This window comes from Knoellia sp. S7-12 (genome assembly GCF_040518285.1).
GTDB lineage: Bacteria > Actinomycetota > Actinomycetes > Actinomycetales > Dermatophilaceae > Knoellia.
Map to the genome: position 1 here is coordinate 1,528,661 of NZ_CP155449.1, position 26,482 is coordinate 1,555,142.

Annotated in this window: 24 protein-coding genes, 2 tRNA genes and 1 pseudogene; 10 read left to right on the forward strand and 17 right to left on the reverse strand. The window is 68.4% G+C overall.

Going from position 1 to position 26,482, the window contains the following annotated elements; translation table 11 throughout:
* Window positions 1-18: 18 nt before the first annotated feature.
* Complete coding sequence (locus V6K52_RS07425) at window positions 19-2,136, reverse strand: RecQ family ATP-dependent DNA helicase (RefSeq protein ID WP_353953237.1); 2,118 nt, start codon at window positions 2,134-2,136, stop codon at window positions 19-21.
* A gap of 58 nt (window positions 2,137-2,194) precedes the next feature.
* Window positions 2,195-3,586: a serine hydrolase domain-containing protein gene (locus tag V6K52_RS07430; protein WP_353953238.1), complete on the reverse strand. Its 1,392-nt coding sequence runs from the start codon at window positions 3,584-3,586 to the stop codon at window positions 2,195-2,197.
* Between the two features lie 58 nt (window positions 3,587-3,644).
* Between V6K52_RS07430 and V6K52_RS07435 the strand changes: the two genes are divergently transcribed.
* From V6K52_RS07435 to V6K52_RS07445, 3 genes are read left to right on the forward strand one after another with little or no spacing between them, the layout of a single operon-like run.
* Window positions 3,645-4,121, forward strand: coding sequence for an acyl-CoA thioesterase (locus V6K52_RS07435; RefSeq protein ID WP_353953239.1), 477 nt, complete (start codon window positions 3,645-3,647; stop codon window positions 4,119-4,121).
* Window positions 4,118-4,774: a hypothetical protein gene (locus V6K52_RS07440; protein ID WP_353953240.1), complete on the forward strand. Its 657-nt coding sequence runs from the start codon at window positions 4,118-4,120 to the stop codon at window positions 4,772-4,774. Before V6K52_RS07435 ends, V6K52_RS07440 begins: the two co-directional genes overlap by 4 nt.
* Window positions 4,775-4,783: 9 nt before the next feature.
* Complete coding sequence (locus V6K52_RS07445) at window positions 4,784-5,401, forward strand: GNAT family N-acetyltransferase (protein WP_353953241.1); 618 nt, start codon at window positions 4,784-4,786, stop codon at window positions 5,399-5,401.
* Between the two features lie 157 nt (window positions 5,402-5,558).
* On the opposite strand, the gene V6K52_RS07450 is transcribed toward V6K52_RS07445, so the two are convergent.
* From V6K52_RS07450 to pepN, 11 genes are all read right to left on the reverse strand, one after another.
* Complete coding sequence (locus tag V6K52_RS07450) at window positions 5,559-6,974, reverse strand: DUF222 domain-containing protein (protein ID WP_353953242.1); 1,416 nt, start codon at window positions 6,972-6,974, stop codon at window positions 5,559-5,561.
* A 402-nt stretch (window positions 6,975-7,376) separates the two neighbouring features.
* Window positions 7,377-8,813, reverse strand: coding sequence for an MFS transporter (locus V6K52_RS07455; protein WP_353953243.1), 1,437 nt, complete (start codon window positions 8,811-8,813; stop codon window positions 7,377-7,379).
* Window positions 8,814-8,842: 29 nt separating this feature from the next.
* Complete coding sequence (locus V6K52_RS07460; protein WP_353953244.1) at window positions 8,843-9,658, reverse strand: glycerophosphodiester phosphodiesterase family protein; 816 nt, start codon at window positions 9,656-9,658, stop codon at window positions 8,843-8,845.
* 2 nt (window positions 9,659-9,660) lie between these two features.
* Window positions 9,661-11,445, reverse strand: a complete 1,785-nt coding sequence (locus tag V6K52_RS07465) for a glycoside hydrolase family 13 protein (RefSeq protein ID WP_353953245.1) — start codon at window positions 11,443-11,445, stop codon at window positions 9,661-9,663.
* Window positions 11,446-11,498: 53 nt separating this feature from the next.
* Entirely contained in the window at window positions 11,499-12,017 is a 519-nt protein-coding gene (locus tag V6K52_RS07470) for a pyridoxamine 5'-phosphate oxidase family protein (protein ID WP_353953246.1), read from the reverse strand.
* A gap of 10 nt (window positions 12,018-12,027) precedes the next feature.
* Window positions 12,028-12,672: a hypothetical protein gene (locus V6K52_RS07475; protein ID WP_353953247.1), complete on the reverse strand. Its 645-nt coding sequence runs from the start codon at window positions 12,670-12,672 to the stop codon at window positions 12,028-12,030.
* 95 nt (window positions 12,673-12,767) lie between these two features.
* A complete protein-coding gene (locus V6K52_RS07480; RefSeq protein ID WP_353953248.1) occupies window positions 12,768-13,577 on the reverse strand; it encodes a hypothetical protein in 810 nt (269 codons plus the stop codon).
* Window positions 13,570-14,133 carry a sigma-70 family RNA polymerase sigma factor gene (locus tag V6K52_RS07485; RefSeq protein WP_353953249.1) on the reverse strand — a complete coding sequence of 188 codons (564 nt, stop codon included), beginning with the start codon at window positions 14,131-14,133 and terminating at the stop codon, window positions 13,570-13,572. Before V6K52_RS07485 ends, V6K52_RS07480 begins: the two co-directional genes overlap by 8 nt.
* A gap of 57 nt (window positions 14,134-14,190) precedes the next feature.
* Entirely contained in the window at window positions 14,191-14,628 is a 438-nt protein-coding gene (locus V6K52_RS07490) for a globin (protein ID WP_353953250.1), read from the reverse strand.
* On the reverse strand, window positions 14,625-15,551 hold the full coding sequence (locus V6K52_RS07495; RefSeq protein ID WP_353953251.1) for a mechanosensitive ion channel family protein: 927 nt from the start codon (window positions 15,549-15,551) through the stop codon (window positions 14,625-14,627). The genes V6K52_RS07490 and V6K52_RS07495 overlap by 4 nt, the downstream gene beginning before the upstream one ends.
* On the reverse strand, window positions 15,548-18,106 hold the full coding sequence (gene pepN / locus V6K52_RS07500) for an aminopeptidase N (protein WP_353953252.1): 2,559 nt from the start codon (window positions 18,104-18,106) through the stop codon (window positions 15,548-15,550). Before pepN ends, V6K52_RS07495 begins: the two co-directional genes overlap by 4 nt.
* 106 nt (window positions 18,107-18,212) lie before the next feature.
* Here pepN and V6K52_RS07505 point away from each other — a divergent pair, with 106 nt between their 5' ends.
* The 3 genes from V6K52_RS07505 to V6K52_RS07515 all read left to right on the forward strand — a co-directional run bounded on the left by V6K52_RS07505 (window position 18,213) and on the right by V6K52_RS07515 (window position 20,585).
* Window positions 18,213-18,827 (forward strand): disulfide bond formation protein DsbA, encoded by a 615-nt coding sequence (locus V6K52_RS07505; protein WP_353953253.1) that lies wholly within the window; start codon window positions 18,213-18,215, stop codon window positions 18,825-18,827.
* Between the two features lie 97 nt (window positions 18,828-18,924).
* On the forward strand, window positions 18,925-19,392 hold the full coding sequence (locus tag V6K52_RS07510) for a ribose-5-phosphate isomerase (protein WP_353953254.1): 468 nt from the start codon (window positions 18,925-18,927) through the stop codon (window positions 19,390-19,392).
* An 80-nt stretch (window positions 19,393-19,472) separates the two neighbouring features.
* Entirely contained in the window at window positions 19,473-20,585 is a 1,113-nt protein-coding gene (locus V6K52_RS07515) for a PP2C family protein-serine/threonine phosphatase (RefSeq protein ID WP_353953255.1), read from the forward strand.
* Between the two features lie 13 nt (window positions 20,586-20,598).
* On the opposite strand, the pseudogene V6K52_RS07520 reads toward V6K52_RS07515, so the two are convergent.
* Window positions 20,599-20,949: pseudogene (locus V6K52_RS07520) on the reverse strand (ATP/GTP-binding protein); the annotation flags it as partial.
* Between the two features lie 48 nt (window positions 20,950-20,997).
* Between V6K52_RS07520 and trmB the strand changes: the two are divergent.
* Window positions 20,998-21,684 (forward strand): tRNA (guanosine(46)-N7)-methyltransferase TrmB, encoded by a 687-nt coding sequence (trmB, locus tag V6K52_RS07525; RefSeq protein WP_353953256.1) that lies wholly within the window; start codon window positions 20,998-21,000, stop codon window positions 21,682-21,684.
* Window positions 21,685-21,772: 88 nt separating this feature from the next.
* Here trmB and V6K52_RS07530 read toward each other — a convergent pair.
* A tRNA-Pro gene (locus V6K52_RS07530) sits at window positions 21,773-21,846 on the reverse strand.
* A 129-nt stretch (window positions 21,847-21,975) separates the two neighbouring features.
* Between V6K52_RS07530 and V6K52_RS07535 the strand changes: the two genes are divergently transcribed.
* Window positions 21,976-22,049 (forward strand) — tRNA-Gly (locus tag V6K52_RS07535).
* Between the two features lie 74 nt (window positions 22,050-22,123).
* Here V6K52_RS07535 and V6K52_RS07540 read toward each other — a convergent pair.
* A complete protein-coding gene (locus V6K52_RS07540; RefSeq protein WP_353953257.1) occupies window positions 22,124-23,071 on the reverse strand; it encodes a zinc metalloprotease in 948 nt (315 codons plus the stop codon).
* 270 nt (window positions 23,072-23,341) lie between these two features.
* Here V6K52_RS07540 and tig point away from each other — a divergent pair, with 270 nt between their 5' ends.
* Together tig and V6K52_RS07550 are read left to right on the forward strand one after the other, a co-directional pair.
* The gene (gene tig, locus V6K52_RS07545; protein ID WP_353953737.1) at window positions 23,342-24,718 is read left to right on the forward strand and encodes a trigger factor; all 1,377 of its coding nucleotides are present in this window, start codon (window positions 23,342-23,344) and stop codon (window positions 24,716-24,718) included.
* Between the two features lie 117 nt (window positions 24,719-24,835).
* Entirely contained in the window at window positions 24,836-25,303 is a 468-nt protein-coding gene (locus V6K52_RS07550) for an SRPBCC family protein (protein ID WP_353953258.1), read from the forward strand.
* Here V6K52_RS07550 and V6K52_RS07555 read toward each other — a convergent pair.
* Window positions 25,289-26,350 (reverse strand): LacI family DNA-binding transcriptional regulator, encoded by a 1,062-nt coding sequence (locus tag V6K52_RS07555; RefSeq protein ID WP_353953259.1) that lies wholly within the window; start codon window positions 26,348-26,350, stop codon window positions 25,289-25,291. The genes V6K52_RS07550 and V6K52_RS07555 overlap by 15 nt on opposite strands.
* Between the last annotated feature and the right edge of the window lie 132 nt (window positions 26,351-26,482).

Sequence of the window (26,482 nt, forward strand, 5' to 3'; positions counted from 1 at the left end):
ACGGGCTGAGCGGGGTGGTCAGCCGTCAACGGCCAGCGTGAATGGCAGGACGCCGTCAGCACCCGCGCGCCGGAGCCCGCGACCTGCGACGGTGAGCGTCCAGCGTGAGCTGACGAGGTCGTCGACGAGGAGCACCGGGCCACGCACTCCGGCCAGCGTCTGCGCCAATTCGGGTCCGACGACGAGGCGCTCCCACACCCCGGCGAGACGGAAGGCGCTGTTGCCGCCGGGCTCACCCGTGGGACCACCGTGTTGGAGGTCGAGGGTGCCGAGCAGGGGCAGGCGCCCGATCTCGGCCAGGCCGGCGGCAAGCGACTGCACGAGCTGCGGATGGCTGCGTGACGGCATCGCGACGATGCCAGCGGGCCGCTGCGACCAGCCCCATTCGGCCAGCACGCCGACGCAGGCGCGGAGCAACTCCGGTGTGGCGGGGGCGTCCTCGCGCAGCACCTGTCGCAGACGGTTCCCCCAGCCGAGGTCGCTCAGCCGGGCCAGGGCGCGGCCACCGGACAATGCCTCGTCCAACGAGATCTTGCCCTTGACCGGCACGCCGAGCCGGTCCATACCCGTGGGCCACTGGGCCCGAGGGTCCAGGTCGACGCCGACGCGAGCCAGGCGTTCACGGGCCGCACCGATGACGTTGTCGGGAATGTCGGTGGCATACCAAGGCCCGGCGCACGTGTCGCACTTGCCGCAGGGGACGGCCGTCTCATCGTCGAGGGTCCGCTGGAGGAAGGCCATCCGACACTCGGTCGTGAGTTCGTAGTCGAGCATGAGCTGCTGCTCATCGGAGCGGCTCTGGGCGACCCGGGCATAGCGCTCGGCGTCGTAGGTCCACGGCTGCCCGGTGCCGGTCCAGCCACCCTGGACTCGGGTCACGGCGCCGTCGACGTCGAGGACCTTGAGGAGAAGCTCGAGGCGAGTGCGCCGGACGTCGACGATCGTCTCGATCGCGGCTGTCGACAGTGGTCTCCCGGCCTCGGCGAGGGCTGTGAGCACGGCGTCGGCCTGCTCCTGTCGGGGCATCGACACCGACGCGAAGTAGAGCCAGATGTCCTTGTCCTCGGGGCCGGGCAGGAGGAGCACGTCGGCGCGCTCGGTGGCACGACCAGCACGCCCGACCTGCTGGTAGTAGGCGACGGGCGAGGACGGCGCACCGAGGTGCACGACAAACCCCAGGTCGGGCTTGTCGAACCCCATCCCGAGGGCGGACGTCGCCACGAGGGCCTTGACCTGGTTGTCTCGCAGCTGGCCCTCGAGGCGCTCGCGGTCGGCGGGGTCCGTGCGGCCGGTATAGGAGGACACGCGGTGACCAGCCTCGGTGAGGGCGGCCGCGACCTCTTCGGCTGCAGCCACAGTCAACGCATAGACGATGCCGCTGCCGGGCAGCTCGTCGAGGTGCGCGAGGAGCCACCCCAACCGCTGCTCGGGGGACATCGAGCTCAGCACGCCGAGTCGCAGGGAGTCACGCGCCAACCCACCGCGAACCGTGAGGACGTCGCGCCCACCGACCCCGAGCTGCTCGACCACGTCGGTGACCACGCGCGCGTTCGCGGTCGCCGTCGTGGCGAGCACGGGCACGTCGGCGGGGAGCTCGGTGAGCAGGTCGCGGATGCGGCGATAGTCAGGTCGGAAGTCGTGGCCCCAGTCAGAGACGCAGTGCGCCTCGTCGACGACGAGCAGGCCGCAGCGCCGTGCGAGGTCGGGCAGCTGCTCATCGCGGAACCGGGGGTTGTTGAGCCGTTCCGGGCTGACCAGCAGCACGTCCACGGAGTCGGAGGCCAGCGCCTGACGGACCTCGTCCCAGTCCTGCGCATTGGCGGAGTTCATCGTCACTGCGCGTATGCCGGCCCGCTGGGCCGCCGCGATCTGGTCACGCATGAGCGCGAGCAAGGGGGAGATGATGACCGTCGGTCCGGCACCCTCAGCCCGGCGCAGCGCGGTGGCGACGAAGTAGACCGCCGACTTGCCCCACCCCGTGCGCTGGACGACGAGGACGCGCGACCGGTCTGCGACGAGCGCCGTGATCGCCTCGAGCTGCCCGTCGCGGAAGTCGACGTCGTCGCGTCCGACGAGCCGGCGCAGGGCCGTCGTCGCATCGGTGGCGAGCGTGGTGGTCTCAGATGCGTTCGTCATGATCACCCCACCGTAGGCGGGTCTCCCGACAAGGCGTCAGAGCCCTGTGGACAACGCGTCAGCTCCAGCCCTGCTCGTCGACCCCGCCGGGCACGTCGGCCTGCGGGTCGTAGGGCGTTCGCGTGAACCGGAACGTCGCAAGGTCGAGGTGCGACACGGACCCGTCACCGCGACGCAGCACCCGCAACGGCTCGCCCGTGTAGTAGCCGTCCAGCCCAACCCACTCGTCAGCCCCGTCACCCACACGACGGAAGCGTGACCCGCGACCCGCCCCGGGCGACCCGAGCACCAGATGCTCCCCGACGAACCGCGCCGTCTCCACAGTTGGACCCCAGTGCCACTGACCGGCGAGCTCCAGCACATCCGCCGACCCGCCGGCCACCCACGGAGTCACGGCCGGCGCTTCCAGCTCGCGCAGCGCCCGCAACAACTCCTTGGGCAGACTCTTGAGCGCAGCGCTCGCGGTCGTGTTGGTGAAGAGGACGACACCATCGCCGACCTCGCCCGCGGGCCCGTCGCCGCCGTCGGCGTTGAGATGGACCCGCTGCATCGCAAGGAAGCCGGGCATCGATCCCCCGTGTCCCGCAGACCGGGCACCGGCGTCGTTCCACACCTGCCACCCGAGGCCGTGGGCGCCCAGCCACGGCTGTCCCGGCTCGTCGACGACGTGGTGCGGCTCGACCATCTCGGCCAGCGTCTCGGCCGAGAGCACCCCCGACGTGTGTCCACCGAGCAGTGCGGCCCATCGCGCCAGATCGTCAACCGTCGACCAGAGCTGCCCGGCAGGCGCCATGGCTCCCGCGTCATGCTCCGGCTCGGCCAACAGCACGTCCGCGAATGGATGCACCGCCAAACCCTGTGCCGCAGCACCATTGGGCCGCAACGTCGTTCGCGTCATCCCCAACGGCTCGAGCAACTCATCGCGAACGACCTCGAACCAGGGGCGGCCCTGGACCACCTCGAGAAGGCGACCGAGCGCGGCATACCCCGTGTTGGAGTAGTGGAAACGCCGGCCGGAGCGGAAGCGCGGCCCGACACCTGAAGCCACCAGTGCGTCCCAGTCGCCACCTGGCGTGCGCTCCCACCAGTCGCTGGAGGACTCGGCCTGCACGCCGCCCGCGTGGCTGAGAAGCTGCTCGATCGTGACGTCGTCGAGGGGGCTGCCGGGGACGTGGGCCCCGAAGTGGTCGGACAGCTCGAGCCGACCGGCGTCCCGAAGTCGCATGACCGCCACGGCGACGAACGTCTTGGTGATCGATCCCATCCGGAACTGGGTGTCCGCATCGACCGCCTTCCCATCCGCGCGCCCGTCCACCGTGCCGATCGCGCCGGACCACACGAGCTCGCCACCTCGCACGAGTCCCGCTGCGACAGAGGGCAACCGGTGCTTCTGCTGGCCGGTGGCAAGGATGTGGTCGAGGCGAGCGGACGTCGTGGGAGAGAGCGGCATCCGTCCAGCCTAGGGATACGTTCGGGGCCCCATCCCCAGGGCTGCAACACTGGGTCCCATGCCCGACGTCGATGCTGCATCCGAGCCCGCCGGTCGTCCCTATCGCACCGAGGTGCCGCTGCGCTGGTCCGACATGGACGCCTACGGTCACGTCAACAACGTGCAGTACCTCCGGCTCCTCGAAGATGCCCGCGTCATCGGCTTCCGCGAGTGGTTCGGTGAGGAGCGGTCGCTGCTCGACACCGGCGTGATCGTGTCGCGCCACGAGATCGAGTACGTCGCGCCGCTCACCTATCGTCCGCAGCCGATCGAGGTCGACATGTGGGTCACCAGCGTCCACGGTGCCGGGTTCAACCTCGGGTATGCCGTCCGCGACCCCGAGTCTCTCGGCGAGCGTGTGTATGCCGTCGCCGAGACCGGCCTCGTCCTTTACGACTTCACCACGGCACGACCGCGGCGCCTCACCGACGACGACCGGGCCGTGCTCGCCGTCCATGCCGGTGACCAGGTGGCGTTCCGGTGGTCGCGCCGGTGAGCGCTGTGGTCGCCTCCGAACTCGTCCTTGCCGATGCCGAGTCCCTGCAGGACCTGGGCCGGTATGCCGCCCGCGCCCGTGCGCTCGACACTGACGGTGCCGTTCGGCTCCAGGCCGTCGGGCTCGTCCTGGCATCGTGGGTCGGGGTGCTGCCGGGCAGCGGGTTGCTCGGCACTGGGGTAACGATCGGACTGCGCACGTCGGAGCTGGCCGAGGCGGCTGAGCTCGACGTCGTCGTGCCTCTCGCGTCGGTGAGTGATCGGGTTGCCCGGCCGGGTGAGCGGGCCATCCTGCCTGTGCCACCGATGACGGTTTCCGCATCCTGGGCGGCGATGTCGCCACCGCGGTCCGGGTGGCAACCCATCGGTGTGATCGGCGCAGAAGCGTTGCAGCGCAGCGCATCCGAAGGTATTGCCGAAGTCGCTGCTGGAACGCCGGACGGTGCTGGTGCGCCTGCAGTTGCGTCACTGCGTGAGCAGGTGTGGCGACGTCCCATCGCCGGCACCACGCAAGAGGCGCCGGTCCCTGCGGCCCTGGCCTTTGCGGCATACGCTCTCGGATTCCTCACCCCGGGCGCCGAAGCCACCATCGCCACGAGCGGTCGCTGGACCCGTCTCACCACCCCTGCCGGTCACGCCCTCACCCGAGGGTGAGCTGAACTCATGGAGCCTGTTGTAGCTGCGACCGTCGCAGAGATTCGGCCCGCGAACGAGTCGAGCTGGTCGGACCTGCAGGCCGTCTTCGGGACGCGTGGGCCGGCAGCTCGATGCCAGTGCCAGCGATACAAGTTGCAACGACGCGAGAGCTTCGCCCAGCACCGGGTCGAGGAGCGCCAAGACCGACTGCGGGAGCAGACTGATTGCGGGCATCCGGGAAGTGAGTACACGAGCGGTTTGGTGGCCTATTGGGACGGCGAGCCTGTCGGGTGGTGCGCGGTGGAACCGCGCCCGGCCTTCCCCGGCCTGCAGCACAGCCCGGTGCCGTGGGCTGATCGCGACCAGGACCGCATGGACGAGTCGGTGTGGTCGATCACGTGCGTCCTGGCTCGGACAGGACATCGCCGACGTGGGATCAGCAAGGCGCTGATCCGGGCTGCCGTGGATCGCGCGCGTGAGGGCGGCGCGAAGGCCGTGGAGGCCTATCCAATGACGACGGGCAGTGCGATCTCCGAGGAGCTTCACCACGGCTTGATCGACAGCTATCTGGAGGCTGGGTTCCTCGAGCTTGGGCGCCCCACATCGCGTCGGGCCGTGGTCCGCCTCGACTTCCTGTCCGACTGACAGGGTTCAGCACCCAGCACCCAGCACCCAGCACCCAGCACCCAGCAGCAGAGGCGGATGCGGTCGGTCGGCCCGTTGTGTGGTTTGCGCTGGTGGTGGCTCGGGCGCGCAGCCTTGTGGCCCCGACGCCGGTGTGGCGTTGGGGTGTGGGGCGGGGTCATTGTCGGTGCCAGATGTTGTCGTCGCCGGAGGCGCGGGGTATGGCTTCGGCAGTTGGTGATGATGGCCGCTGCGATGGGTGCGTTGGTCCGTCGCGGTCGAGGCCGCGGCCGGTGTCGAGTCGGGTGAGGGCGTGGTCGTAGGCGCCTCGTGTTCTGTCCCAGACGACGTGTTGTCGTCCGTGGGGGTCGGTTTCGATCCAGCCGTGGTAGCGCTGGGAGTGCACGGTGGTGTGGTGTCTTTGGCACAGGAGGGCGGCGTTGGTGAGGTCGGAGGGGCCGCCGTCTGCCCAGTGGATGAGGTGGTGGGCGTCGGTCCACGCGGCGGGGGCGTCGCAGCCGGGGTAGGTGCAGTGGCGGTCGCGCAGCCAGAGGCGTTTGATTTGGGCGGGGGTGAAGAAGCGTTCGGCTCGGCCGAGGTCGACTGCTTCACCGCAGGTGTTGAGGAGGGTGGGGATGATGGTGGCGTCGCAGGCCCACCGTCGGACGGTGTCGGGGGTGACGAGTTCGCCGGTGGTCAGGCCGCCGAGCAGTGATCCTGCGCCGGCCTTGTTCTGGAGGTCTTCGAGGGTGATCTGGACGAAGATCTGGGCTTTGGTGGAGGACCAGGTCTTGTCTCCGGCTTTTTGGGCTCGGCCGATCACGGCGAGGAGGGCGTGGGCGCGGCGCAGGTCGTGGGGTCGCAGGTCGGGTTCGGCGGGGCCGTGCTCGTCGGCGGGGGTGGGGGTGGGAGCGGTCAAGGGCCCGATCGCGGCTTCCAAGCAGGCGCGTCCTTCGCGGGTGATGCGTAGGACGTACTCCCAGAGCCCGGGTGCGATCTCTTTGCCCAGGGTCAGGGATTCGCCCTTCTTGGCGCGGTCCTCGGTGTCGTCGAACTCGCCGTCGTGGCCGTGGCGGGCCAGGAGTTCATCACGCAGCCGGCGCACGGTGCGTGCGTCGTGGCGTTCACCCAACGTCATGTACGCGTGCCAGACGGTGTCGACGGCGTCGGGGTTGAGGTGGGGCTTGAGCAGGCGCATTTCTTTGAGGATGACCATCGCGGTGGCGATGCTGACCCGCCCGGACGTGACGGCGTCGCGCAGGATGGTGTGGCGGGAGTCTCGGCAGGCGTCGGCGACGGTGGCCAGGGTGCCGGCGCCAGCGACGGCATACCTGCGGTGGTGGTGCATCACCCATTCCCGGTTGTTGACGGGTGGGTTCGAGGCGGCTGGTTCGCCGCGGTCGAGGGCGTCGATGGTGATCGCTGCTTCGGCGCCTTCAGCCACGGCGGACAGTTCACCCAGGGCTTGAAGGCCCGCGCCGAGCTCGGCACCGGTGGCTTGCCACACCACCGACGGCAACGCGGCCGCCGCTTCTTGAGCAGCACGCAACCGGTCCACGCAGTCCGCGTAGGTCAGCTCCGTTGCCGTGGTCATGGAAGGAACGTTACGGGCCACCACTGACAGTCACTTGACTCTGAATTGATCTGTCCTGCAGCACTATTCGGTCGAGTGCATGGTTGCTGCCACGCCAGTCACACGAGTCCCTCAGGTTGCGCTTCGCACGGGAAATGGCGGCTTCAGAATGGATGGATATTCATTGAGCCCTGCCGACAGATACATCGGCCAGGGGCAACAGGCGCCGGCCCTCTCAGTGCCGCGATGACAGCAAGGCGTTGATCGCCCAGATGGCACCGAGACCGAGGAGTCCGACGAGGCCTGCGGCGAAGGCGCCCATGCCGAAGAGTGCGATGAACATGCCTCCGGCAAGCCATCCCAGCGCATATATGACCAGGCCAAGTGTCGCCATGCCACAGAAGATCCAGAGAGGGGACTTGATCATGTTGAGCGGATCCGACGCCCGGCCACGATGACCATTGTGGCAATCGCGGCCGTTCCCAACCACATCGCAACAAAGGCTGGCACGTCCTCGCCTGCCCGCGTGTGCAACGCAGCGAAAACCGCGCCCGTGCCAGCGATCCCGATCACCGAGCCGAGGACGTCGGAGAGCTGGAGGTTCGATGACGCGGAACCGTGGTCGGCCGGTGCCGTCAGCGAGAGTGCGAGGACGGACAGGCTCGCCGTGCCCAGTCCCATGCCGAGCCCCGCGACCGCGAGCGGTGCCGCAACCCACCACGGCCACCAGCCTGCCCAGGTCACCACGACGACGCCGAGCAAGCCGGTCGCGAGAGCACCGCCACCCAGACTGACGAGCCGATCACGCCGACCAGCAAAACGGTCCCGACCCTGCACCCACGACCCCACGGACCACCCGATGGAGCCGATCGCGAGCACCAGGCCCGCCTGCGCCAGGGTGAGCCCTCGCTCGCCGGTGAGCATGAGCGGGATGTAGGTGATCGTGCCGAAGAAGGCACAAGGCAAGAAGAACCTGCTCAGCATCACCGACGACAGACCGCGCCGCATCGTGAAGGTGCCAGCAGGGAGCAACCGTGGTGCACAGATGAACACGCCGAGCAGCCCCACCAGGGCAGCGACGGTCTTGGTCGACCAGGTCAGCTCGAGCTCGTGGGTGCCCCACTGCATGACGCCTGCGGACACGGCAATCCCGAGCCCGAGCCAGGCCGCCCGCACGTGTGAGTGGTGGTCACGGCTCGATGCCTCGACTCCGGCATCCGCTGCCCGAATCTGTCCCCGTCGCACGAGCAGCACAACGAGGGCCAGGGCGACCGGGACGATGACGATCCAGAAAACCCAGCGCCAGGACCATGTGCTCGTCACCCACCCGGCGAGCGCCGGCCCGATGAGGGACGGGAGCACCCAGGCAGCGCTGATAGCACTGAAGACCCTGGGCCGCAACGCTTCTGGATACGTGCGACCGATCAGCACGAAGCCCGCCACGAAGGTCAGCCCGGCCCCGAGACCGGCCACCGCGCGGCCGAGGAGGAACGGCGCAAACTCCGTCGAGGCCCCGCAGATCCCGCAGCCCACGGCGAAGAGGACCTGTCCGGTGAGGAGCGAGGGGAGCGAGCCGGCCCGGTCGCACCACACGCCGGCGAGGACGATGCCGAGGAGCTGGGTCGTGAGCATGACCGAGAACGCCAGGCCATAGGACCGCACGGCGTCGAGCTCGACGGCGACCTCGGGCATCGCGGTGGAGACGGCCATGGACTCGAACGCGATGACCGAGATGAGCGAGACGATCGCGAGGGTGAGCGCGGCATACTCCGGCCCGAAGAGGCCACCATGCTCGGGTGACTCGGCGTCCGTCCCCGCGATGCCTGGTGCCTGCCCCTGTGCCTGTCCCCGTGCGCTCACCCGCTCACGCTACGTGAAGGTCCACCCGGTCAGGCAACCGGAGTGAGCGGGTGGCCACGCTCGGCGAGGACGTCGCGCAGGGTGGCGATGTGATCGGTGACGAGGCCGTCGACCCCGAGGTCGAGGAGCCGGTGCATCTCGTCTGCGGACTCGTCGCTCCACGGGTGGAACCACACGTGCACCTGCTTGCCGAGGCGGTGTGCCACGGACACGAGCTGCGGTGTCACGAGCGTGACCTGGCGCCCGCGGAGGCGATGAAGGACGGGGATCTGAAGCACCGGCGCGGGAGTGTTGAGCCAGCGAGAGAGCCGCCCCGGGGCATAGCGCAGTGCCCCCGTCCCGACCGGTCCGGCAGCCGTGGCCAACGAGTGGCCGAGAGCCCGACGTGCAGCCCGAACCCGCCGCTCGCTGAAGGAAGCGACGCAGACACGGTCGATCGCACCATGGCGCCGGATCGTGTCGACCGTCGGCGTCAGTGCCGAGTTGGCCTTGATGTCGACGTTGAGCCGCACCGTGGGGAACTCCTCGAGCAGCTCGGTCAGCAAGGGGACTGCCTCGGTGCCGTTGATCCGGGCCTCGCGCACCGCGGCATACGGCAGGTCGATGATTGCGCCCTCAAGGTCAGTGACCCGGTCGAGGTGCGTGTCGTGGAAGGCGACCAGCTCACCGTCCGAGGTCGCGTGCACGTCGGTCTCGAGGTAGCGATAACCCATGGCGACCGCGCGTCGAAAGGCGCCCATCGTGTTCTCGAGACCGACATTCGGCCCGTATGCCGCGCCGCCGCGATGTGCCATGCCGATCGGTCCACGGTGGTCGAAGTAGGCGAACTCCGAGGCCCGCGCCATGGTCAGACCGTGGCCCAGACGGCAATGTCGGTGGGCACGAGCCCGTCGGCGGTCAGGTCGCCGGACCAGTGGGTCACGGTGGCGCCCTCGGGCAGCGACACCGGCTCAGCGCCGAGGTTGACGACGACCAGCGTCTCGCGCGAGCCGTCAGCAGACGCGTTGACGAACGCGACGACATCCCCGCTGGAGAGCTCGTGCCAGGAGGCCGAGCCCAGACCGAGCCGATCCGCGCGACGGGCGGCCAGCATCGAGCGATAGAGCTCGAGCGTCGAGCCGGCAACGCCGGCCTGCTGGTCCACGGCATACGCGCCGTAGGAGTCGGGCTGAGGGAGCCAGGTCGCGTCCCCGGGACCGAAGCCCAGACTGGGGGCGTCGCGGACCCAGGGGATCGGCACACGGCAACCGTCGCGACCGATGTGCTTGCCCTCGGTGCGGTGGAAGGTGGGGTCCTGACGGGACTCGTGCGGCATGTCGGTCGACTCGGGGAGCCCGAGCTCCTCGCCCTGGTAGAGGTAGGCGCTGCCCGGCAGCCCGAGCATCAACATCGTGGCGGCGCGAGCCCGGCGCAGCCCCAGGTCGGCATCCGGCTGCGCCTGGTCGGCAGCGATGCCGTTGGGCCGGGGGAGCGACTGGTCGAGCCCGAGTCGCGAGGCGTGTCGCACTACGTCGTGGTTGGACAGCACCCACGTCGTCGGGGCTCCCACGGCATCGTTCTCGCGGAACGACGTCGTGATGACCTCGCAGAGCCGTTCAGCGTCCCAGTGGGTGTCGAGGAAGTCGAAGTTGAAGGCCTGATGCATCTCGTCGCTGCGGACGTAGCGGGCCAATTGGCTCTCGGGCTTTACCCACGCCTCGGCGCACAGAATCCGCTGGGGAGAGGGCTGCTCATCGAGAAGTGACCTCCATCGACGATAGATCTCGTGGACGCCCTCCTGGTCCCACATCGGTGGCCTGGGGCCGTGGCCCGTCTCGTGGATGCGGGCTGACTCGTCCTCAGTCGGCGGGAGCGCGGCCTCTGCGCTCGTGTCGGTCGCGTCGAGCATCTGGAGCGGGCCGTCCCAGTCGGGCAGGCCTTCCTCCTTGACGAGCCCGTGGGCGACGTCAACCCGGAAACCATCGACGCCCCGGTTGCACCAGAACTCCAGGATGGACGCGAACTCGTCACCCACGTCGGGATTGGTCCAGTCGTAGTCGGGCTGCGTCGTGTCGAAGATGTGGAGGTACCACTCACCGGGGGTCCCATCGGCCTCGACGACGCGGGTCCACCCGTCGCCACCGAAGACGGACGGCCAGTTGTTGGGCGGCTCCTCGCCGTGCTCACCCTTGCCCTCACGGAAGATGTAGCGGCCGCGTTCAGTGCTGCCGGGGCCAGCGGCCAGCGCCTCCTTGAACCATTCGTGGTCGCTCGACGAGTGGTTGGGCACGAGGTCGACGATGACCTTGAGACCCAGCTCGTGGGCGGTGGCGATGAGCTCGTCGGAATCCCCGAGCGAGCCGAAGAGCGGGTCGATGTTGCGGTAGTCCGCCACGTCATAGCCCGCGTCGTGCATCGGCGAGACGTAGAACGGCGACAGCCAGATGGCGTCGACCCCGAGGTCACGCAGGTAGGGGAGCCGGGCCGTGATGCCCGGCAGGTCACCGATCCCGTCACCGTCGGAGTCGGCCCACGACCGCGGATAGATCTGATAGATCACGGCGTCGCGCCACCATGGCGCGTCGGCCGGGTCTGCGATGTGGAGGGGCTTGTGGGACTGGGTGTCAGATGTGGTGCGGGTCACCTGCCCCATGCTTCCGTATGCCGTCCGCCCACGACATCCCCGCCCCTCCAGATCGCGGCCGTTCAGTTCTCCGGCGGGGTGGGGTGGACGAGCTCGCGGTGGTCCTCGGCGCGACCGTGGAGCGGGCAGGGCTGGCGGGGCTCGCGCGGACACAGCACCCAGACCTGGCTGGCCCGAGCCCGATAGAGCCGGTACGGCGACTCCCCGGTCACGTCCTCCGGGGTGAGCGCGCTGCCACCGCGCCCCTCCGGCCCCGGGTAGACGCGCAACCCGTGTGCCAACTCTGTCTCGCGGACCACGGCAGCGGTGCCCACGGCATACAGGGCACGCCCGTGGTACGCCGGAACGGTGGAGTCGAAGACGACGAGGCTCACCTCCGGGTGAGCTGTGACGTTGACCGAATGCAGGGACGACTGGTTCGAGACCCAGTAGAAGTCGGCGAGTCCGTCGGCCGCCATGTAGACCGGTGACGTCCACGGCCGCCCGTCGCTGCCGACGGTGCCGAGCGTCAGGTAGGCGTTGCGCTCGAGCAAGGCCCTCGCGTGGTCGAGGAGTGGTGCGTGCAGCGACTCATCGGTCATGCCACCAGTCCTACCCCATGGCGGTGACCTGCCGTGGGGCGTGGAGTCGAGGAGTCGCGCGACGACCCAGGATCGCGCCGAGGGCGAGGCCCACTGCGCCGAGGGTTGCCGCGAGCCACCACGGTGCCCCGGCGGTCGCAGGCTCAGACGCCGTTGGGTCAGCAACCTCCTGCGTCACCGGTCCGACGCTGGCTGCAGCTCCGTTTGCGGACGACCCGGCCCCCACGACCCCCAGCGTCGTGAGGACCTTGGTGAGGTCGGCTCCGCGGGCGGGCTGGTGCCAGACCGGTGTAGCGGCATGGGGGTCCGTCCCAGAGGTGTCGAAGTAGGTCTCGACCCAGACGTCCTTGTCCTGGACGTAGACGTTGTCGATGCGCCACGGGCTGACGTCGTGGATCAGCCAGACCATGCGAACGGTGGCGTTGTCGGACTCGCTCACGCCGGCGGGTCGGCTCGCGCCGGCAGGCGGATTCTCGTCACCGAGGATCGACTGGAGGTCGGCGTAGGCGGTGCTGCCGTTGAGGGCGGCGGCGGAGCGGCCGCTCTCGTAGTTGACGAGGAGGACCGAGGTCGGGCCGCCCGCGACTGCTGACGGGACGCCCAGGACGAAGAGGCCCGCGACCAGGGCCAGGATGAGTGACAGGAACCTGCGCATGTTGTGCCTCCATGGTGAGAACGGGTGCTGCGTGGGATACACCGCCGCGGCAGAGTCCGTTCACGTCCAGGCGTCACCGAAGTCATCAGAAGAAGTCAGGGCACGGACTCGGCGATCGCCTTTGCGGCGTCGAGGGTCGTGGGACCCTCGAGGCGATAGGTGATCTCGTTCTCTCCACCGACACCGTTGACCCAGACGAGGGTGGGTCCGGCAACCCGTGGCGGAGCAGACTCTGTCCGACCCGCACGATCGACCCACTCGATGAGGTGGGCGTCGTCGAACCACACCGCCTCCTTGGTGGCGACCTCGGTCGGCGTGACGGCGTGCCAGACGCTCTTGAGGTAGCCGAACGACAGGCTGCCCTTGAAGACGTCGAGACGGGTCGAGGTCGGACCAGCGCCCCAGGTCAGTTCGACGACCCGTCCCTCCCGGGTCACGGCGATGCTCGTGGGCGGCCCGAGTTGCGGCGGCGCCGTCACGTCGAACCCGACCCGACCGGACGCCTCGGCCAGGGAACTGACGGCGCCGGAACCTGAAGTCGTTGGTGCTGGCCCGGTGCTCGTCCCGACACCAGTGGGTGGCGGCACCTCACGCACCGTGACGCCGCCGATGCGGAAGAAGTCGAGGACTGCGGCGCGCACGGGCGGCACGAGCACGACGACGAGCAACGATGCGATCGCCACGGCGGCCGCCCGTCGACGAGGGTCGCTCAGCCTGCTGAGCCAGGTCGACAAGGTGGAGCGCAGTCGCGAAATCGGGCGGACGGCATACCCATCTTCTGTTTCTGAGATCCGCATCAGGACGCGTTCGGCGAAGTCGGTCGAAGGCGGGTCCACCACGAGGGTGCGGCCCAGGGCGATGAGCTCCGCCTCGAGCGGATCGGGCGTCAGCGTCTGCTCAGACATGGGCAAGCTCCTCTCGTAGTCGGGCCAGGCCTCGGCGAAGCCTGGACTTCACGGTTCCGTTCGGGATCCCGAGCGACTCGGCCGTCTCGATCTCGGAGAGCTCGAGCAGGTAGCGGCAGGTGATGACCTCACGGAGCTCAGGCGGCAACGTCCCGATCGCAGCGAGGAGGGCTTCCCGTCGCTCGTGGCCCACGGCGACCTCGGCCGGGTCAGGATCGCCACCGAGCGGCGCGCCCTCTCGGGCCACCCGCAGCTCCCGGTCGACGCGGCGCGACTGGCCACGGTGCAGGTTGCGGGTCTCGTTGACGACGATGCGCAGCAGCCAGGGCCGGAAGTCGGCACCGTCCCGGAAGGACGAGAGCGACCGGTAGGCCTTCACGAACGCTTCCTGGACGACATCGTCGACATCTGCACCTGCTCCTGTGAGCACTGCCAGTCGCTTGGCCATCGGGGCGTGCCGAGTCACCAGCTCCGCGTATGCCGCCGTCTCCCCGGCACGCACGCGAGCCAGCACCATCGCCTCGTCAGCCGTCTCGATCGGTCCTCCCCTCGCCACTGGTGTCGTGTTTCACCAGTCCTACACCGCGGAGGTCGATGAGGTTCACGGCTTGGGTCAGAGGGTGGGGCGTCCCTCGCGGTCAACAGGAGACGACGACGGTGCGCCACCGGCCGCGGTCGGGGTCTCGTCGGTGTTCACGAGCATGTGCGCCGCCCGCATGAAGTAGTCGCGCATCGCCTCGGCGTGGGTCTCGGACAGGTCGAGGGTGTCCATCGCAGCGAGCATGTGCCGCATCCAGCGGTCGCGCATGTCGAGCGTGACGGGATAGGGCGCGTGCCGCATCCGCAGGCGGGGGTGGCCGCGTTCCTGGCTGTAGGCGTTGGGGCCACCGAAGTACTGCTCGAGGAACATCCGCAGCCGTCGCTCGGCCGGTGCGAGGTCCTCCTCGGGATAGAGGGCCCGCAGCTCGGGGTCGGCCGCGACGCCGACATAGAACTCGTGGACGAGTCGCTCGAAGGTCTCGGCGCCACCCACCTCTTCATAGAAAGTCATGGTCGGGGTCCTCCGAAGGGGTTGACCGGTGGAGCCTTGACGCCGGCCACGTCGAGGGCCGACTTGATGCGTTGCCTCAGCTCGCGCTGGATGTCGATCTTGTCGCCGGGCGAGGCTTCGGCAAGGACTCGCAGAGTCATCGTCTGACCGCTGATCGACTCGATGCCGGCGACCTTGGGGGTGTCGAGCAGGCGCCCGTCCCAGGCCTCCTCGCCTGCCATCGCGGCAGCGGCCTCACGGATCACCGAGGTGACGCGGGCGACGTCCTCGTCGTAGGCGACCGGCACGTCGACGATCGCCGTGGCCCGGTGCTGGCTGAGGTTGCCGATGCGGATGATCTCGCCGTTGCGGACATACCAGGTGACACCGTCGGCGTCGCGCAGGCGGGTGACGCGCAGCGACACCTCCTCGACGGTGCCGATCGCCTCGCCGGTGTCGATGACGTCACCCACGCCGTACTGGTCCTCGAGGATCATGAAGATCCCGGACAGGAAGTCCTTGACCAGGCTCTGCGCGCCGAAGCCGAGTGCCACACCACCGACACCAGCCGAGGCGAGCAACGGTCCCAGCGGGATGCCGACGAGGTCCATGACCGTCAGCACCGCAATGAGCCCCACGACGAACGTGACGGTGCTCCGCAGCAGCGACCCGAGAGTTGCCGTGCGCTGCTGGTGCCGCGCCCGTGCCGTGGCCGAGGCCTCAGCGAAGAGACGACCGGGCAGGGAACGGTCGCGCCCCTGGCTGTCGCGCACGTCAGACTTTGCGGTCATCGTCGTGACGGCACGCGAGATCAGGCGGTGGAGCAGCCATCGCACGACGACAGCGAGGACCAACGTGAGCAGGATCCGCAGACCGTCGGTGAGGAGCCAGTCCTGGACCCGCCCGGCGGTCATCAGGGTTGAGGTGAGGTCAACGCGCGTCATGCCTGGGCGTCACGCTCCTGCGCCGCGAGGGCGCGGGTGATGGGGTCGCGGTTCTCGGCGACGATCCGGCGCAGGGCGTCGGGGGAGTCCGTGTGGGCATCGAGCCAGGCCTGCGTGGCATCCCGCAGCTCGACCGAGGCCAGCCCGCGCGGATAGAAGCCGACCACGATCGACTCGATGAGAGCCATGGATCCCTTGTCCTGCAGCGACTTCAGCACCTCGTGGTATCGCCCGACGAATGGCTCGAGAGCGCTCACGTCCCCCGTTCGACCGAATCCGAGACCGTAGGCGTCAACCATCGAGTTCGACAGACCTTCGTCCTCGATCGCGGCCTTCCACGCGGCCTCCTTGGCCTCGGGAGTGGGGATCGACGCACGTGCCCGTGCCGCGCGCTCACGACCCGTGGCCGTGGCGTCACGCGCCAGCTCGGCGTCGATCTCGCCGTCCTCCAGGGCATTCGCGCCCGCGAGTCCGGTGAGGAGCGTCCACCGCATGTCCGTATCGAGCGTGAGTCCCTCGAGGCTCTCGGTGCCCGAGAGAAGCCCACGCAGGTATGCCGTGTCGTCACCCGTCGTGGTGAAACCGGCTGCCGCTGTGACGAGTTGGAGCTGCGCGTCACTGTCGGGCGCGGCCGACTTGGCGGCGTCCCAGACCCGCTCGAGGGTCGAGCGGCGCGTGGCCACCCGGTTCTCCGGGGCGACATAGAGGTTGACCGCGGTGGACAGCTGCGCGATGAGGGTGCGGATGAGCGTCGAGTCGGACTCGCCGGGGAGCACCTCGAGAACGAGGTCGACGAAGGTGCGCGCGCTCATCTCGGCGTCGCGCGTCATGTCCCACGCGGACGCAAGGACGAGGGACTTGGGCAGAGAGCTCTCGAACGACCGCACGTGCTCCAACGCCGTTGCGAGAGAACGCTCGTCGAGCCGAATCTTGGCGTAGGTGAGGTCGTCGTCGTTGACGAGGACCATGTCGGGCTGCACGCGACCGATGAGCTCGGGCACCTCGGTGCGCGCACCGACGAGGTCGAGCTCGAGACGGTTGGTGCGCACGAGTCGGGCGCCCTGAGCGCCACCCAGCTCCACGGCATACAGGCCGATGGCGAGGCGGTGGGGGCGGATCGTCTCGAAGCCCTTGGCAAAGGTCTGCTCGATGACGGCGCTGGAGATGCGGCCGCGATCATCGACCTCGATGACCGGGCGCAGCGTGTTGACCCCGGCAGTCTCGAGCCAGGCCCTGCTCCAGGTGCGCAGGTCGCGACCCGACGTGGCTTCGAGCTCGTCGAGGAGATCGTCCAGGGTCGTGTTGCTCCACTTGTGCTTCGCGAAGTAGGCGCGCAGCCCGTCGCGGAACGGCTCGCGCCCCACGTAGGCGACGAGCTGTTTGAGCACCGACGCACCCTTGGCGTAGGTGATGCCGTCGAAGTTGACCTCGACGTCCTCGAGGTCGCGGATCGGCGCGACGATCGGGTGGGTCGAGGACAACTGGTCCTGGCGGTAGGCCCAGTCCTTCTCGTGGGTGCCGAATGTCGTCCACGCCTCGGTCCATTCGGTGGCCTCGGACTGCGCGGTCGTCGACGCCCACTCGGCGAAGGACTCGTTGAGCCAGAGGTCGTTCCACCACTTCATCGTCACGAGGTTGCCGAACCACATGTGGGCGAGCTCGTGAAGGACGGTGAGGCCGCGGCGCTCGACGATGGCGTCGGAGACCTTGGAGCGGAAGACGTACATCTCGTTGAACGTCACGCAGCCGGCGTTCTCCATCGCGCCCATGTTGTATTCGGGCGTGAAGATCTGGTCATACTTCTCGAACGGGTACGGCTGGTCGAACTCGGCCTCGAAGAACTCGAATCCGCGCTTGGTGAGGTCGAAGAGGTTGTCGGCGTCGAGGAACTGCGTGAGCGACTTGCGGCAGAAGATGCCGAGCGGCACCTCACCGCGTCGGCTCGTCAGGCTGTCGCGCACGACGTCGTAGGGACCGGCGACGAGCGCGGTGATGTAGCTCGAGATGGGCTCGGTCGCCGTGAACGCCCACGTCGCGACACCGTCGCGGTCGGTGGGGGTCGATTGCGGTGTGGGGGAGTTGGACAGCACCTGCCAGTGGCTCGGCGCGGTCACCGTGAACGTGAAGCGCGCCTTGAGGTCGGGCTGCTCGAACACGGGATACATGCGGCGCGAGTCCGGGACCTCGAACTGGCTGTAGAGGTAGACCTCGTCATCGACCGGGTCGACGAAGCGGTGCAGGCCCTCACCGGTGTTCATGTACTTGCCGGTGGCCTCGATCCGCAGCTCGTTGCTCGCGGCCAGGCCGCCAATCGCAATACGGGAGCCGTCGTATGCCGGCTCGACCACCTCCCCGTTGAGCGTCACCTTCTCGACGGACTCGCCGAGGAAGTCGACAAAGGTCGAGGCCCCCTGCGTCGAGGCGAAGGTGAGGGTGCTCGTGGTCGCGAACGTCGTGTCGGACGTCGTGAGGTCGAGCTCGACCGCATATGCCTCGACCGACACGAGCGCGGCGCGCTCCTCGGCCTCGACGCGGGTGAGGTTCTTGCCGGGCACGGCGGATCTCCTGGCTGAAGGCAACGGGACGGATGATGGGTCGTCTGCAATCCTCGCACGCGGACTCGGCGTCCAAGGGCGGCCGGGGGAGTGGCACGATGAGCGCATGAGCGATGAGCAGCGGCACACCGCCGAGTTCTGGTTCGACCCCCTGTGCCCCTGGGCCTGGATGACCTCGCGATGGATGGGTGAGGTCCAACAGATCCGCCCCGTCGACGTGACCTGGTCGGTCATGTCCCTCTCAGTCCTCAACGAGGGGCGTGAGCTGCCGCCGTCGTACCGCGCGCTCATGGACCGTGGCTGGGGTCCCGCGCGGGTCGTCACAGCCGCGACCGAGCTGCACGGCGCCGAGGTCATCAAGCCGCTCTACGACGCCATCGGCACGGCGATCCACCCCGGTGGCGAGGACGACTTCGACGCCGCCATCGCCAAGGGACTGGCCGAGGCGGGGCTCCCCGCGGATCTCGCGAAGTACGCCTCCTCGGACGAGTACGACACGCAGATGCGCGCCTCCACACAACGGGCCCTCGACCTCGTCGGTGACGACGTCGGCACCCCCGTCATCTCCGTCGACGGCGTCTCGTTCTTCGGGCCCGTGGTCACGCCGGCACCCAAGGGTGAGGCAGCCGGCAGGCTCTGGGACGGTTGCGTGCTCGTCGCGAGCACGCCGGGCTTCTTCGAGCTCAAGCGCAGCCGCACCGCCGGGCCCCAGTTCGACTGACCACTTCCGGGACTCTGGACCAAGCCCGACCGGCCCACCCGGACCGGCCCCACCCCAACCTCGACCACTGACGTTCGACACAGGAGCACGACGAGAGATGCGCGTTCACATCGGCGGCGACCACGCGGCATACGACCTTCAGCAGGACCTCATCGCCTTCCTGGAGGCCGAAGGGCACGACGTGACCAACCACGGTCCCTTCGAGGTCGACCCCCTCGACGACTATCCCGTCTTTGTGCTGCGCGCGGCGGAGGCGGTTGCTGCTGACGATGACTCGCTCGGGGTCGTGCTCGGTGGCTCGGGCAACGGTGAGCAGATGGCGGCCAACAAGGTCGCTGGCGTGCGCGCCGCCCTCTGCTACAACGACGAGCTGGCCCAGCTGGCACGCGAGCACAACGACGCGCGAGTCATCTCTCTGGGTGGGCGCATGAACACTGTCGAGGAGGCCCGCTCCATGGTGCGCACCTTCGTGACCACGCCCTTCTCGGGCGAGGAGCGCCACCAGCGCCGGATCGACATGGTGAGTGCCTACGAAGGCACCAAAACGCTGCCTGACCTGCCCTGACGTCGGATTCCTCGCTCGCCTTTCGCCGAACCTACTCGTGGATTAGTGTGGCCAAAAAGCCCACGACAGGAGAAGTGCTGGTGGCTACGGACGTCAGCGTCCTCGCGCGCAGGTCGCCGACGACGCTCTCTCGTCGCCTGGTCCGCACCGTTGCGGCGGCGGCCCCCCTTCACGACCGCATCGTCTTCGCGGTCCTGGCCCTCATCGCGCTCGCCTTCGTGCTGGCCGTCCTGGCCTGGCCCACACGCGTTCCGATCGCCACGCTTGCGCCCCTGATCCTGCTCAGCGGTCTCTACCTTCCGCGCCGCCACCTCCTCAGCCTCTATGTCGTCATCGGTATCGGCATCACGGCGACGATCCCGATCCTGTCGGGCACGGCCATGGCCAAGACGCTGATGGTCTCGGCGATGTTCGCGCTCATGGCGATGATGGTCATCGTCGCCTCATCGCGGGTGCGGGTCGGGTCGACGGGCTTCCATGGCGAGAACCTCTTCGTCGAGCTTCGCGACCGCATCGCCCGATCTGCCCGACTCCCGGGGCTGCCCGCCGGCTGGACCGCCGAGTCCGCCGTCCGATCGGCCAACGGCGAGGGGTTCTCGGGTGACTTCATGGTGGCCGACCGCACGCACGGGGGGCGCCACCTGGAGGTGGCTCTCGTCGACGTCAGCGGCAAGGGTCGTGAAGCGGGCACGCGCTCGCTCCTGCTCTCAGGTGCCCTCGGCGCCCTCCTCGGGTCGCTGACGCCAGCCGGCTTCCTCGACGCAGCCAATCGCTACCTCGTGCGTCAGGGCTGGGAAGAAGGCTTCGCCACTGCCGTCCACGTCGACATCAATCTCGATACCGGCGAGTTCTCGGTGGGCAACGCGGGTCACCCGGCACCCGTTCGCTACTCCGCAGGCACGGGCACGTGGGACATTCTCGAAAGCGGCCGAGGTCCAGTGCTCGGCGTCATGCAAGGAGTCTCCTTCGCCCGAACCCACGGCACGCTGTCGATGGGTGATGCGCTGATGATCTATTCCGACGGCATCATCGAGTCGCGCGGGCACGACCTCACCGAAGGCACCGACCGCATGCTCGGCGCCGCCTCGGAGGCCATGATCCGCTGCGGCAACTCGGTCGCAGATGCCGTTGTCTCGCAGGCGCGCTCGGGCGAAGCGGATGATCGCGCCGTGTTCGTCATCGTGCGCGCCTGACCGACCTCTCGGCTCAGTGGTGCGTTGCCGGAGTTGACTCGCGGCCACCCATGATCTGGTCAAGCCCGTACTGCGTCACACGGACCAATGCCGACTTCGCCGACTCCCAGTCACGCGCGTCGATCGTCAGGACTGGAATGTGCAAGGGGAGCGCCAGAGCCTCGCGCACCTCCTCGACCGGGAAGCGTTGGGCTCCGTCGAACTGGTTGAGGGCCACGATGAAGTGCAGCTGCTTGGCCTCGAAGTAGTCCACTGCCGCGAACGCCTCAGCGAGCCGTTCGGTGTCGACGAGGACGACGGCACCGATTGCGCCTCGTACCAGGTCGTCCCACATGAACCAGAACCGCTGCTGTCCGGGTGTGCCGAAGAGATAGAGGAGATACCCGCGTCACCGTCACGTTAGCCTCGGGTGGTGTCCCCATCGCGCTCGATTCTTGACCACTCGCCCCGTGAGGGTGTCCAGACGTACACGCTTCGGTGGCGCAACACGCCCCTGACTGCTGAGCGGATCGAGCGCCTCCTGCCCTCGCACGTCGTCCCGACAGAGGGGCCGCTCGACCGCGAGACCTGGTTCGGGAGGACGGCGCCGGTCGTGCTCGAGGTCGGCTCCGGCTACGGCGCCTCGGCGGTCGCGTATGCCGCAGCTCACCCTGAGCACGACCTCCTGACCGCTGAGGTCCACGTGCCCGGAGTGGCAAAGATGCTCGCCGACGCCGAGCCGCTCGACCTCACGAACCTGTGGGTCGAGGTGGGCGATGCCATGGAGCTCCTGACGGACCGCATCCCCAGCGGCTCCCTCGCCGCCGTGCACCTGTTCTTCCCCGATCCATGGCCCAAGAACAAGCACTCCAAGCGGCGTTTCGTGCAGCAGCACACGCTCACGATGCTTGGCGACCGGCTCGAGCCCGCCGGTGTGCTGCGCATCGCCACGGACCACGAGGTGTATGCCGCCCACGTCCGTCAGCAGGTGAGTCACCACGATGGGTGGCAGATCGTCGAGGGGGAGCGACCGCCGTGGCGCCCACAGGACGGGTTCGAGGCCAAGGGTCTGCGGGCGGGCCGCAGCATCCACGAGTTCACGCTCACGAAGGCCAGCTGACGCAAGGTCAACTGACGCAAGGCCGGACTGACTGCGCGGGCTGGACACACCAGCACGCGCAGCTGTGCCGGGCAGAGTCACACGAGGGTCGGGCTGACAGGATTTGAACCTGCGACATCTTCGTCCCAAACGAAGCGCGCTACCAAGCTGCGCCACAGCCCGTTCGTCCGCACTGTATCGGACGGACCATCAACACCTGACCTGCGTCAGCCGATTTCGGATCCTGCGCAGGCGGCCATTAGGCTAACCTCGGCTCCGAACCGGTCGACTCACGTCGACCGCAACGAGTGCGCGGGCGTAGCTCAATGGTAGAGCCCCAGTCTTCCAAACTGACTACGCGGGTTCGATTCCCGTCGCCCGCTCCACACACAGGTATGCCGCCCACTCAGCAGAGTGGGCGGCATACCTTTTTGCGCTGTGGACGTCGTGTTGCTGGACGTCAGGCGCGGAAGGCGAGCCAGGCGTCACTCATGCGCTCCGCCTGACCCTGCGTGAACATGTTCATGCACGAGTCCTGCGTGTAGTCCATGAAGTTGTGAATCGGGTCGAGACCCGGAGCGGTGCACGTGTCGGCGCCGATCGGGCAGTTGAACTGCGGGACCGCCTCACGCGGGGTGTCGGCGACGAAGTCACCCGCCGCCGAGCAGCCGTGGGCGAAGGTGTGCTCGAGCATCATCCAGTGGCCGACCTCGTGTGTGAGGGTGTCACCGAGCGAGTACTTGCCGGCGGTGCCACCGGGCATCGACTCGTCGAGCATGACCACGCCGTCGATGTAGTCGCGGCCGTTGTTGTTGACACCCTTGGGGAAGTAGGCCCAGCCGAGCAACCCGCCACCGATGTCGGCGACGTAGACGTTGAGCGTCTTCGAGTCACCTACATGGAGCGCCCTCTTCATGTCGCGCTCGACCTTGCCGGGCGTGACGGTGTTCCAGACGGGGTTGACCGTCCACGTCGTCTTGGTGAGGTCGAAGCGGAACGGGGTGTCGGCGGCGTCCGGAGCCGTCACACCTGCGAAGGAGTCGTTGAGGACGTCGACCTGGTCGGCGATCATCGTCTCGAGGCGAGCCTTGCCGGCCGCGTCGAGGGTGCCCTTGGAGATGACGTGGAAGATCGTCGGGATCGTCACGGAGCCTGCGGCCATGAGCGGGCTGTCCTTGATGACGCCGTAGGCGTTGGCCTCACTCTTGTTGTAGAGCAGGGGCTCCTTGGCGCTCTTGGCGTCGTCGCGCACTCGAGCGGCGGAGGTGGCGCCGACAGCCGGGTCGCACTCGGCGACGGCGGGGGATGGTGCCGAGGCCGCACTCACGGTGGCGGGAGCAGAGACGGCAAACGTTGACGCTGCGAGCGCGATGACGCCGAGCGCAGGACGGATGAGACGTCGTGACATGGGTTCTCCTCAGGGATGGCGGCCCGTTCGGCCCGCTGCCGGGACGCTACCCCCGACGGTCGCCCCTGTGGGCGACTACGACCGAGACGATTCGGCCCACGTGGCGCGTGCCGTTAGCATGTTCGCGAGTATGACTTCTTCGGTATGCCGTGTGCTTCCGCCCCGCTGACCGCGGGCCAGTGCTTGCCACCGGCAGTCCGAACCTGATCTCAACCCGCGAGGTGCGCCTCGCAATCATCCAGTGATCCCAACACGTGCGGAGTGCCTGAAGTGAAGAGTGCCGTCGAGACCCTCAGCCCGACCCGGGTGAAGCTCATCGTCGAGGTGACGTTCGACGAGTTGAAGCCTGACCTCGACGCGGCGTACCAGACGATCGGATCCCAGATCCAGATCCCCGGTTTCCGCAAGGGCAAGGTTCCCGCTCGCATCATCGACCAGCGCGTCGGCCGTGGCGCCGTCGTGCAGGAGGCCGTCAACGAGGCCCTCCCGCGCTTCTTCGCGGAGGCCGTTGACGCCGAGGGCATCAAGGCCATCGGCTCGCCCGACGTCGACGTCACCGCCGTGCCCCTCGAGGACGGCCAGGACCTCGAGTTCACCGTCGAGACCGACGTGCGCCCCGAGATCGAGCTGCCCGAGCTCGACGGCATCGAGGTCGAGGTCGACGAGGTCAAGGCCACCGACGAGGACATCGAGGAGCGCCTCACCACGCTCCGTCAGCGCTTCGGCACCCTCACGGCCGTCGAGCGCGCCGTCGAGACCGGCGACGTCCTCTCCATCGACCTCAAGGCCGTCATCGACGACGAAGAGATCGACAGCGTCGAGGGCGTCACCTACGAGGTCGGCTCGGGCAACATGCTCGAGGGCCTCGACGACGCCGTGCTCGGCGCCAACTCCGGCGACACCAAGACCTTCACCGCACCGCTCGCCGGTGGCGACAGCGAGGGCCAGGACGCCGAGTGCACCGTCACCGTCCAGTCCGTCAAGACGCGCGAGCTTCCCGAGCTCGACGACGACTTCGCCCAGCTCGCCTCGCAGTTCGACACCTTCGAGGAGCTGCGTGCCGACATCGTCACGCAGGCCGAGCAGGCCAAGAAGTTCGAGCAGGGTGTCCAGGCCCGCGACAAGGTTCTCGAGCACCTGCTCGAGGTGACCGAGGTGGCCGTGCCCGAGGGCATCGTCGAGGCCGAGGTCACGAGCCACCTCGAGGGCGAGGACCGTCTCGAGGACGACACCCACCGCGCCGAGGTCGACGAGAGCACCCGCAAGGCGCTCAAGGGTCAGTTCCTGCTTGACGCCCTTGCCGAGAAGCTCGAGATCGAGGTCGAGCAGCCCGAGCTCATCGAGTACCTCATCATGAGCGCGCAGCAGTACGGCATGGACCCGAACCAGTTCGCCCAGGCCATCGACCAGCAGGGCCAGGTGCCCGCCATGGTCCAGGAAGTCTCCCGCCGCAAGGCGCTGGCCGCGGTCCTCGAGAAGGCTGTCGTCACCGACACCGCCGGCAACAAGATCGACCTCAACGAGCTCGTGCCCCAGGCCGACGTCGTCGAGCCCGAGCTTGAGGACGAGGCTGACCTCGAGGAGCTCTCGGACGAGGTCGACACCGACACCGTCGAGACCGAGAACGAAGAGCCCGCCAAGGCCTGACGCTTCCCGCTCCACCACGACGTATGCCGTGTGCTCACCGCGAGGTGAGCACACGGCATACGTCGTTCTCGCAGGTCAGAGGTTGCTTCTCGGCTCGATCCGTGATGAGGGTGGGGCATGAGCAACGACACGCAGATCACCGTTTCGCGCACGATCGACGCGCCCGCCCAAGCCATCTTCGACGTTTTGAGCAACCCGCAACGACACCCCGACCTCGACGGCTCGGGTTTTGTCCGGTCGGTCGAACAGGCCGACCGCATCCAGAAGGTTGGCGACGTGTTCACCATGAACATGACGGGCGATCACATGGGTGGCGACTACCAGACCGACAACCACGTGACCGGCTACGACGAGAACTCCCTGCTGGCGTGGCAGTCCACTCCTGCAGGCACCGAGCCCTTCGGCTGGGAATGGGTCTGGCGGCTGGAGCAGCAAGGGCCCGACCAGACGCTCGTGACCCACACCTATGACTGGTCGAAGGTCACCGACAAGGAGATCCTGCAGAAGGTGAAGTTCCCGCTCGTGTCCGAGGGTCAGCTGGACAACACGCTCGCCAAGCTCGCGGAGACCTCAGCCGGGTCCTGACGTCGTGTCACCGATGCGGAGCGAGACCTCAAAGGTCTCGCTCCGCGGTGATTCACCGGCCAGAGCACGCCGCGTGAGGTCGCCGAGGAGACGGCCCTTGGACTCACCGGGCTGATCGATCGTCGTCAGCTGACGGTCGAGCCACGAGAGGTCGACCCCGTCGAATCCGGTCACCGAGACGTCCTGCGGCACCCGCAGGCCCAGACTCTCAGCGGCGCGAATCACGCCTGCTGCCAACAGATCCGACTGGGCGACGATGCCGGTGGGCCGGGCGGTGGGCGCAACGTCGAGCAGGAGCCGCCCTGCGTTCTCGCCCTCCGCGACATCCGGCTGGGCCGCCTCGACGAGAGGACTCGCGGGGTCGGCGACGTCGAGGAACCCGAGTGCGCGGTCGCGTGCATCCGGGTATGCCGCCCGCTCAAGTTCCGCTGCCTCGATGCGGTGAGTGGACCGGCGCGGTCCGATCGGCATGAGGACGTGGGCGACCCGGGTGTGGCCGAGATCGACGAGGTGACGGGTTGCCGCGGCGGAGGCGCCACGTTCGTCGACGACGACATGAACGACCTGGTCATGGACAGGTGCCCCGGCGCCGATCAGGGGGATGCGGCGAGCCAGGAGGTGGTCGACGAGGGGGCTGTCGGTGCGACCACAGAGGGGGAAGATCGCGGCGTCGATCGCGTGGGCGGCGAGGGGGTTGGGGGCGCTGTCTCCGTGGTCGGCCAGGAGCAGCATGCTCGTACCCATGGCATCCAGTTCCTGGGCGAGCCCGTCGAGCACGGCGAGGGCAAACGGGTCGCGGAACGCGTGGAGCAGTCGGTCCTCGACGATGACGGCGACAGTGCCCGCTCGGCCCTGGCGCAGCGAGCTCGCCAACGGATCGGGACCGGCGTAGGCGAGTTCAGCCGCGGCGGCGTGCACGCGCTCGGCGGTCGCCGCAGCAACGGGACCCTTGCCGCTGAAGACGAGCGAGGCCGTGCTGATCGAGACGCCAGCCCGCTCGGCGACGTCACGCAGCGTGACCTTGCGCGTTTGACGAGAAGGGCTCATGGGGACGAGACTATCGAATCGATTCGATCGCATGTCCCCACCTTGCCATCTCCGCACCTACTGCACCGTAAGTGGGACAATCACCCCCCTTACGGTGCAGTAGGTGCGGGCATAACCCACGAGAGAGACCCG

Coding starts and splice junctions, on each gene's coding strand:
- V6K52_RS07425 (WP_353953237.1), bottom strand. CDS start 2,136: ATGACGAACGCATCTGAGACCACCACGCTCGCCACCGATGCGACGACG.
- V6K52_RS07430 (WP_353953238.1), bottom strand. CDS start 3,586: ATGCCGCTCTCTCCCACGACGTCCGCTCGCCTCGACCACATCCTTGCC.
- V6K52_RS07435 (WP_353953239.1), top strand. CDS start 3,645: ATGCCCGACGTCGATGCTGCATCCGAGCCCGCCGGTCGTCCCTATCGC.
- V6K52_RS07445 (WP_353953241.1), top strand. CDS start 4,784: ATGGAGCCTGTTGTAGCTGCGACCGTCGCAGAGATTCGGCCCGCGAAC.
- V6K52_RS07450 (WP_353953242.1), bottom strand. CDS start 6,974: ATGACCACGGCAACGGAGCTGACCTACGCGGACTGCGTGGACCGGTTG.
- V6K52_RS07460 (WP_353953244.1), bottom strand. CDS start 9,658: ATGGCGCGGGCCTCGGAGTTCGCCTACTTCGACCACCGTGGACCGATC.
- V6K52_RS07465 (WP_353953245.1), bottom strand. CDS start 11,445: ATGGGGCAGGTGACCCGCACCACATCTGACACCCAGTCCCACAAGCCC.
- V6K52_RS07470 (WP_353953246.1), bottom strand. CDS start 12,017: ATGACCGATGAGTCGCTGCACGCACCACTCCTCGACCACGCGAGGGCC.
- V6K52_RS07475 (WP_353953247.1), bottom strand. CDS start 12,672: ATGCGCAGGTTCCTGTCACTCATCCTGGCCCTGGTCGCGGGCCTCTTC.
- V6K52_RS07480 (WP_353953248.1), bottom strand. CDS start 13,577: ATGTCTGAGCAGACGCTGACGCCCGATCCGCTCGAGGCGGAGCTCATC.
- V6K52_RS07490 (WP_353953250.1), bottom strand. CDS start 14,628: ATGACTTTCTATGAAGAGGTGGGTGGCGCCGAGACCTTCGAGCGACTC.
- V6K52_RS07495 (WP_353953251.1), bottom strand. CDS start 15,551: ATGACGCGCGTTGACCTCACCTCAACCCTGATGACCGCCGGGCGGGTC.
- V6K52_RS07505 (WP_353953253.1), top strand. CDS start 18,213: ATGAGCGATGAGCAGCGGCACACCGCCGAGTTCTGGTTCGACCCCCTG.
- V6K52_RS07510 (WP_353953254.1), top strand. CDS start 18,925: ATGCGCGTTCACATCGGCGGCGACCACGCGGCATACGACCTTCAGCAG.
- V6K52_RS07540 (WP_353953257.1), bottom strand. CDS start 23,071: ATGTCACGACGTCTCATCCGTCCTGCGCTCGGCGTCATCGCGCTCGCA.
- V6K52_RS07550 (WP_353953258.1), top strand. CDS start 24,836: ATGAGCAACGACACGCAGATCACCGTTTCGCGCACGATCGACGCGCCC.
- V6K52_RS07555 (WP_353953259.1), bottom strand. CDS start 26,350: ATGAGCCCTTCTCGTCAAACGCGCAAGGTCACGCTGCGTGACGTCGCC.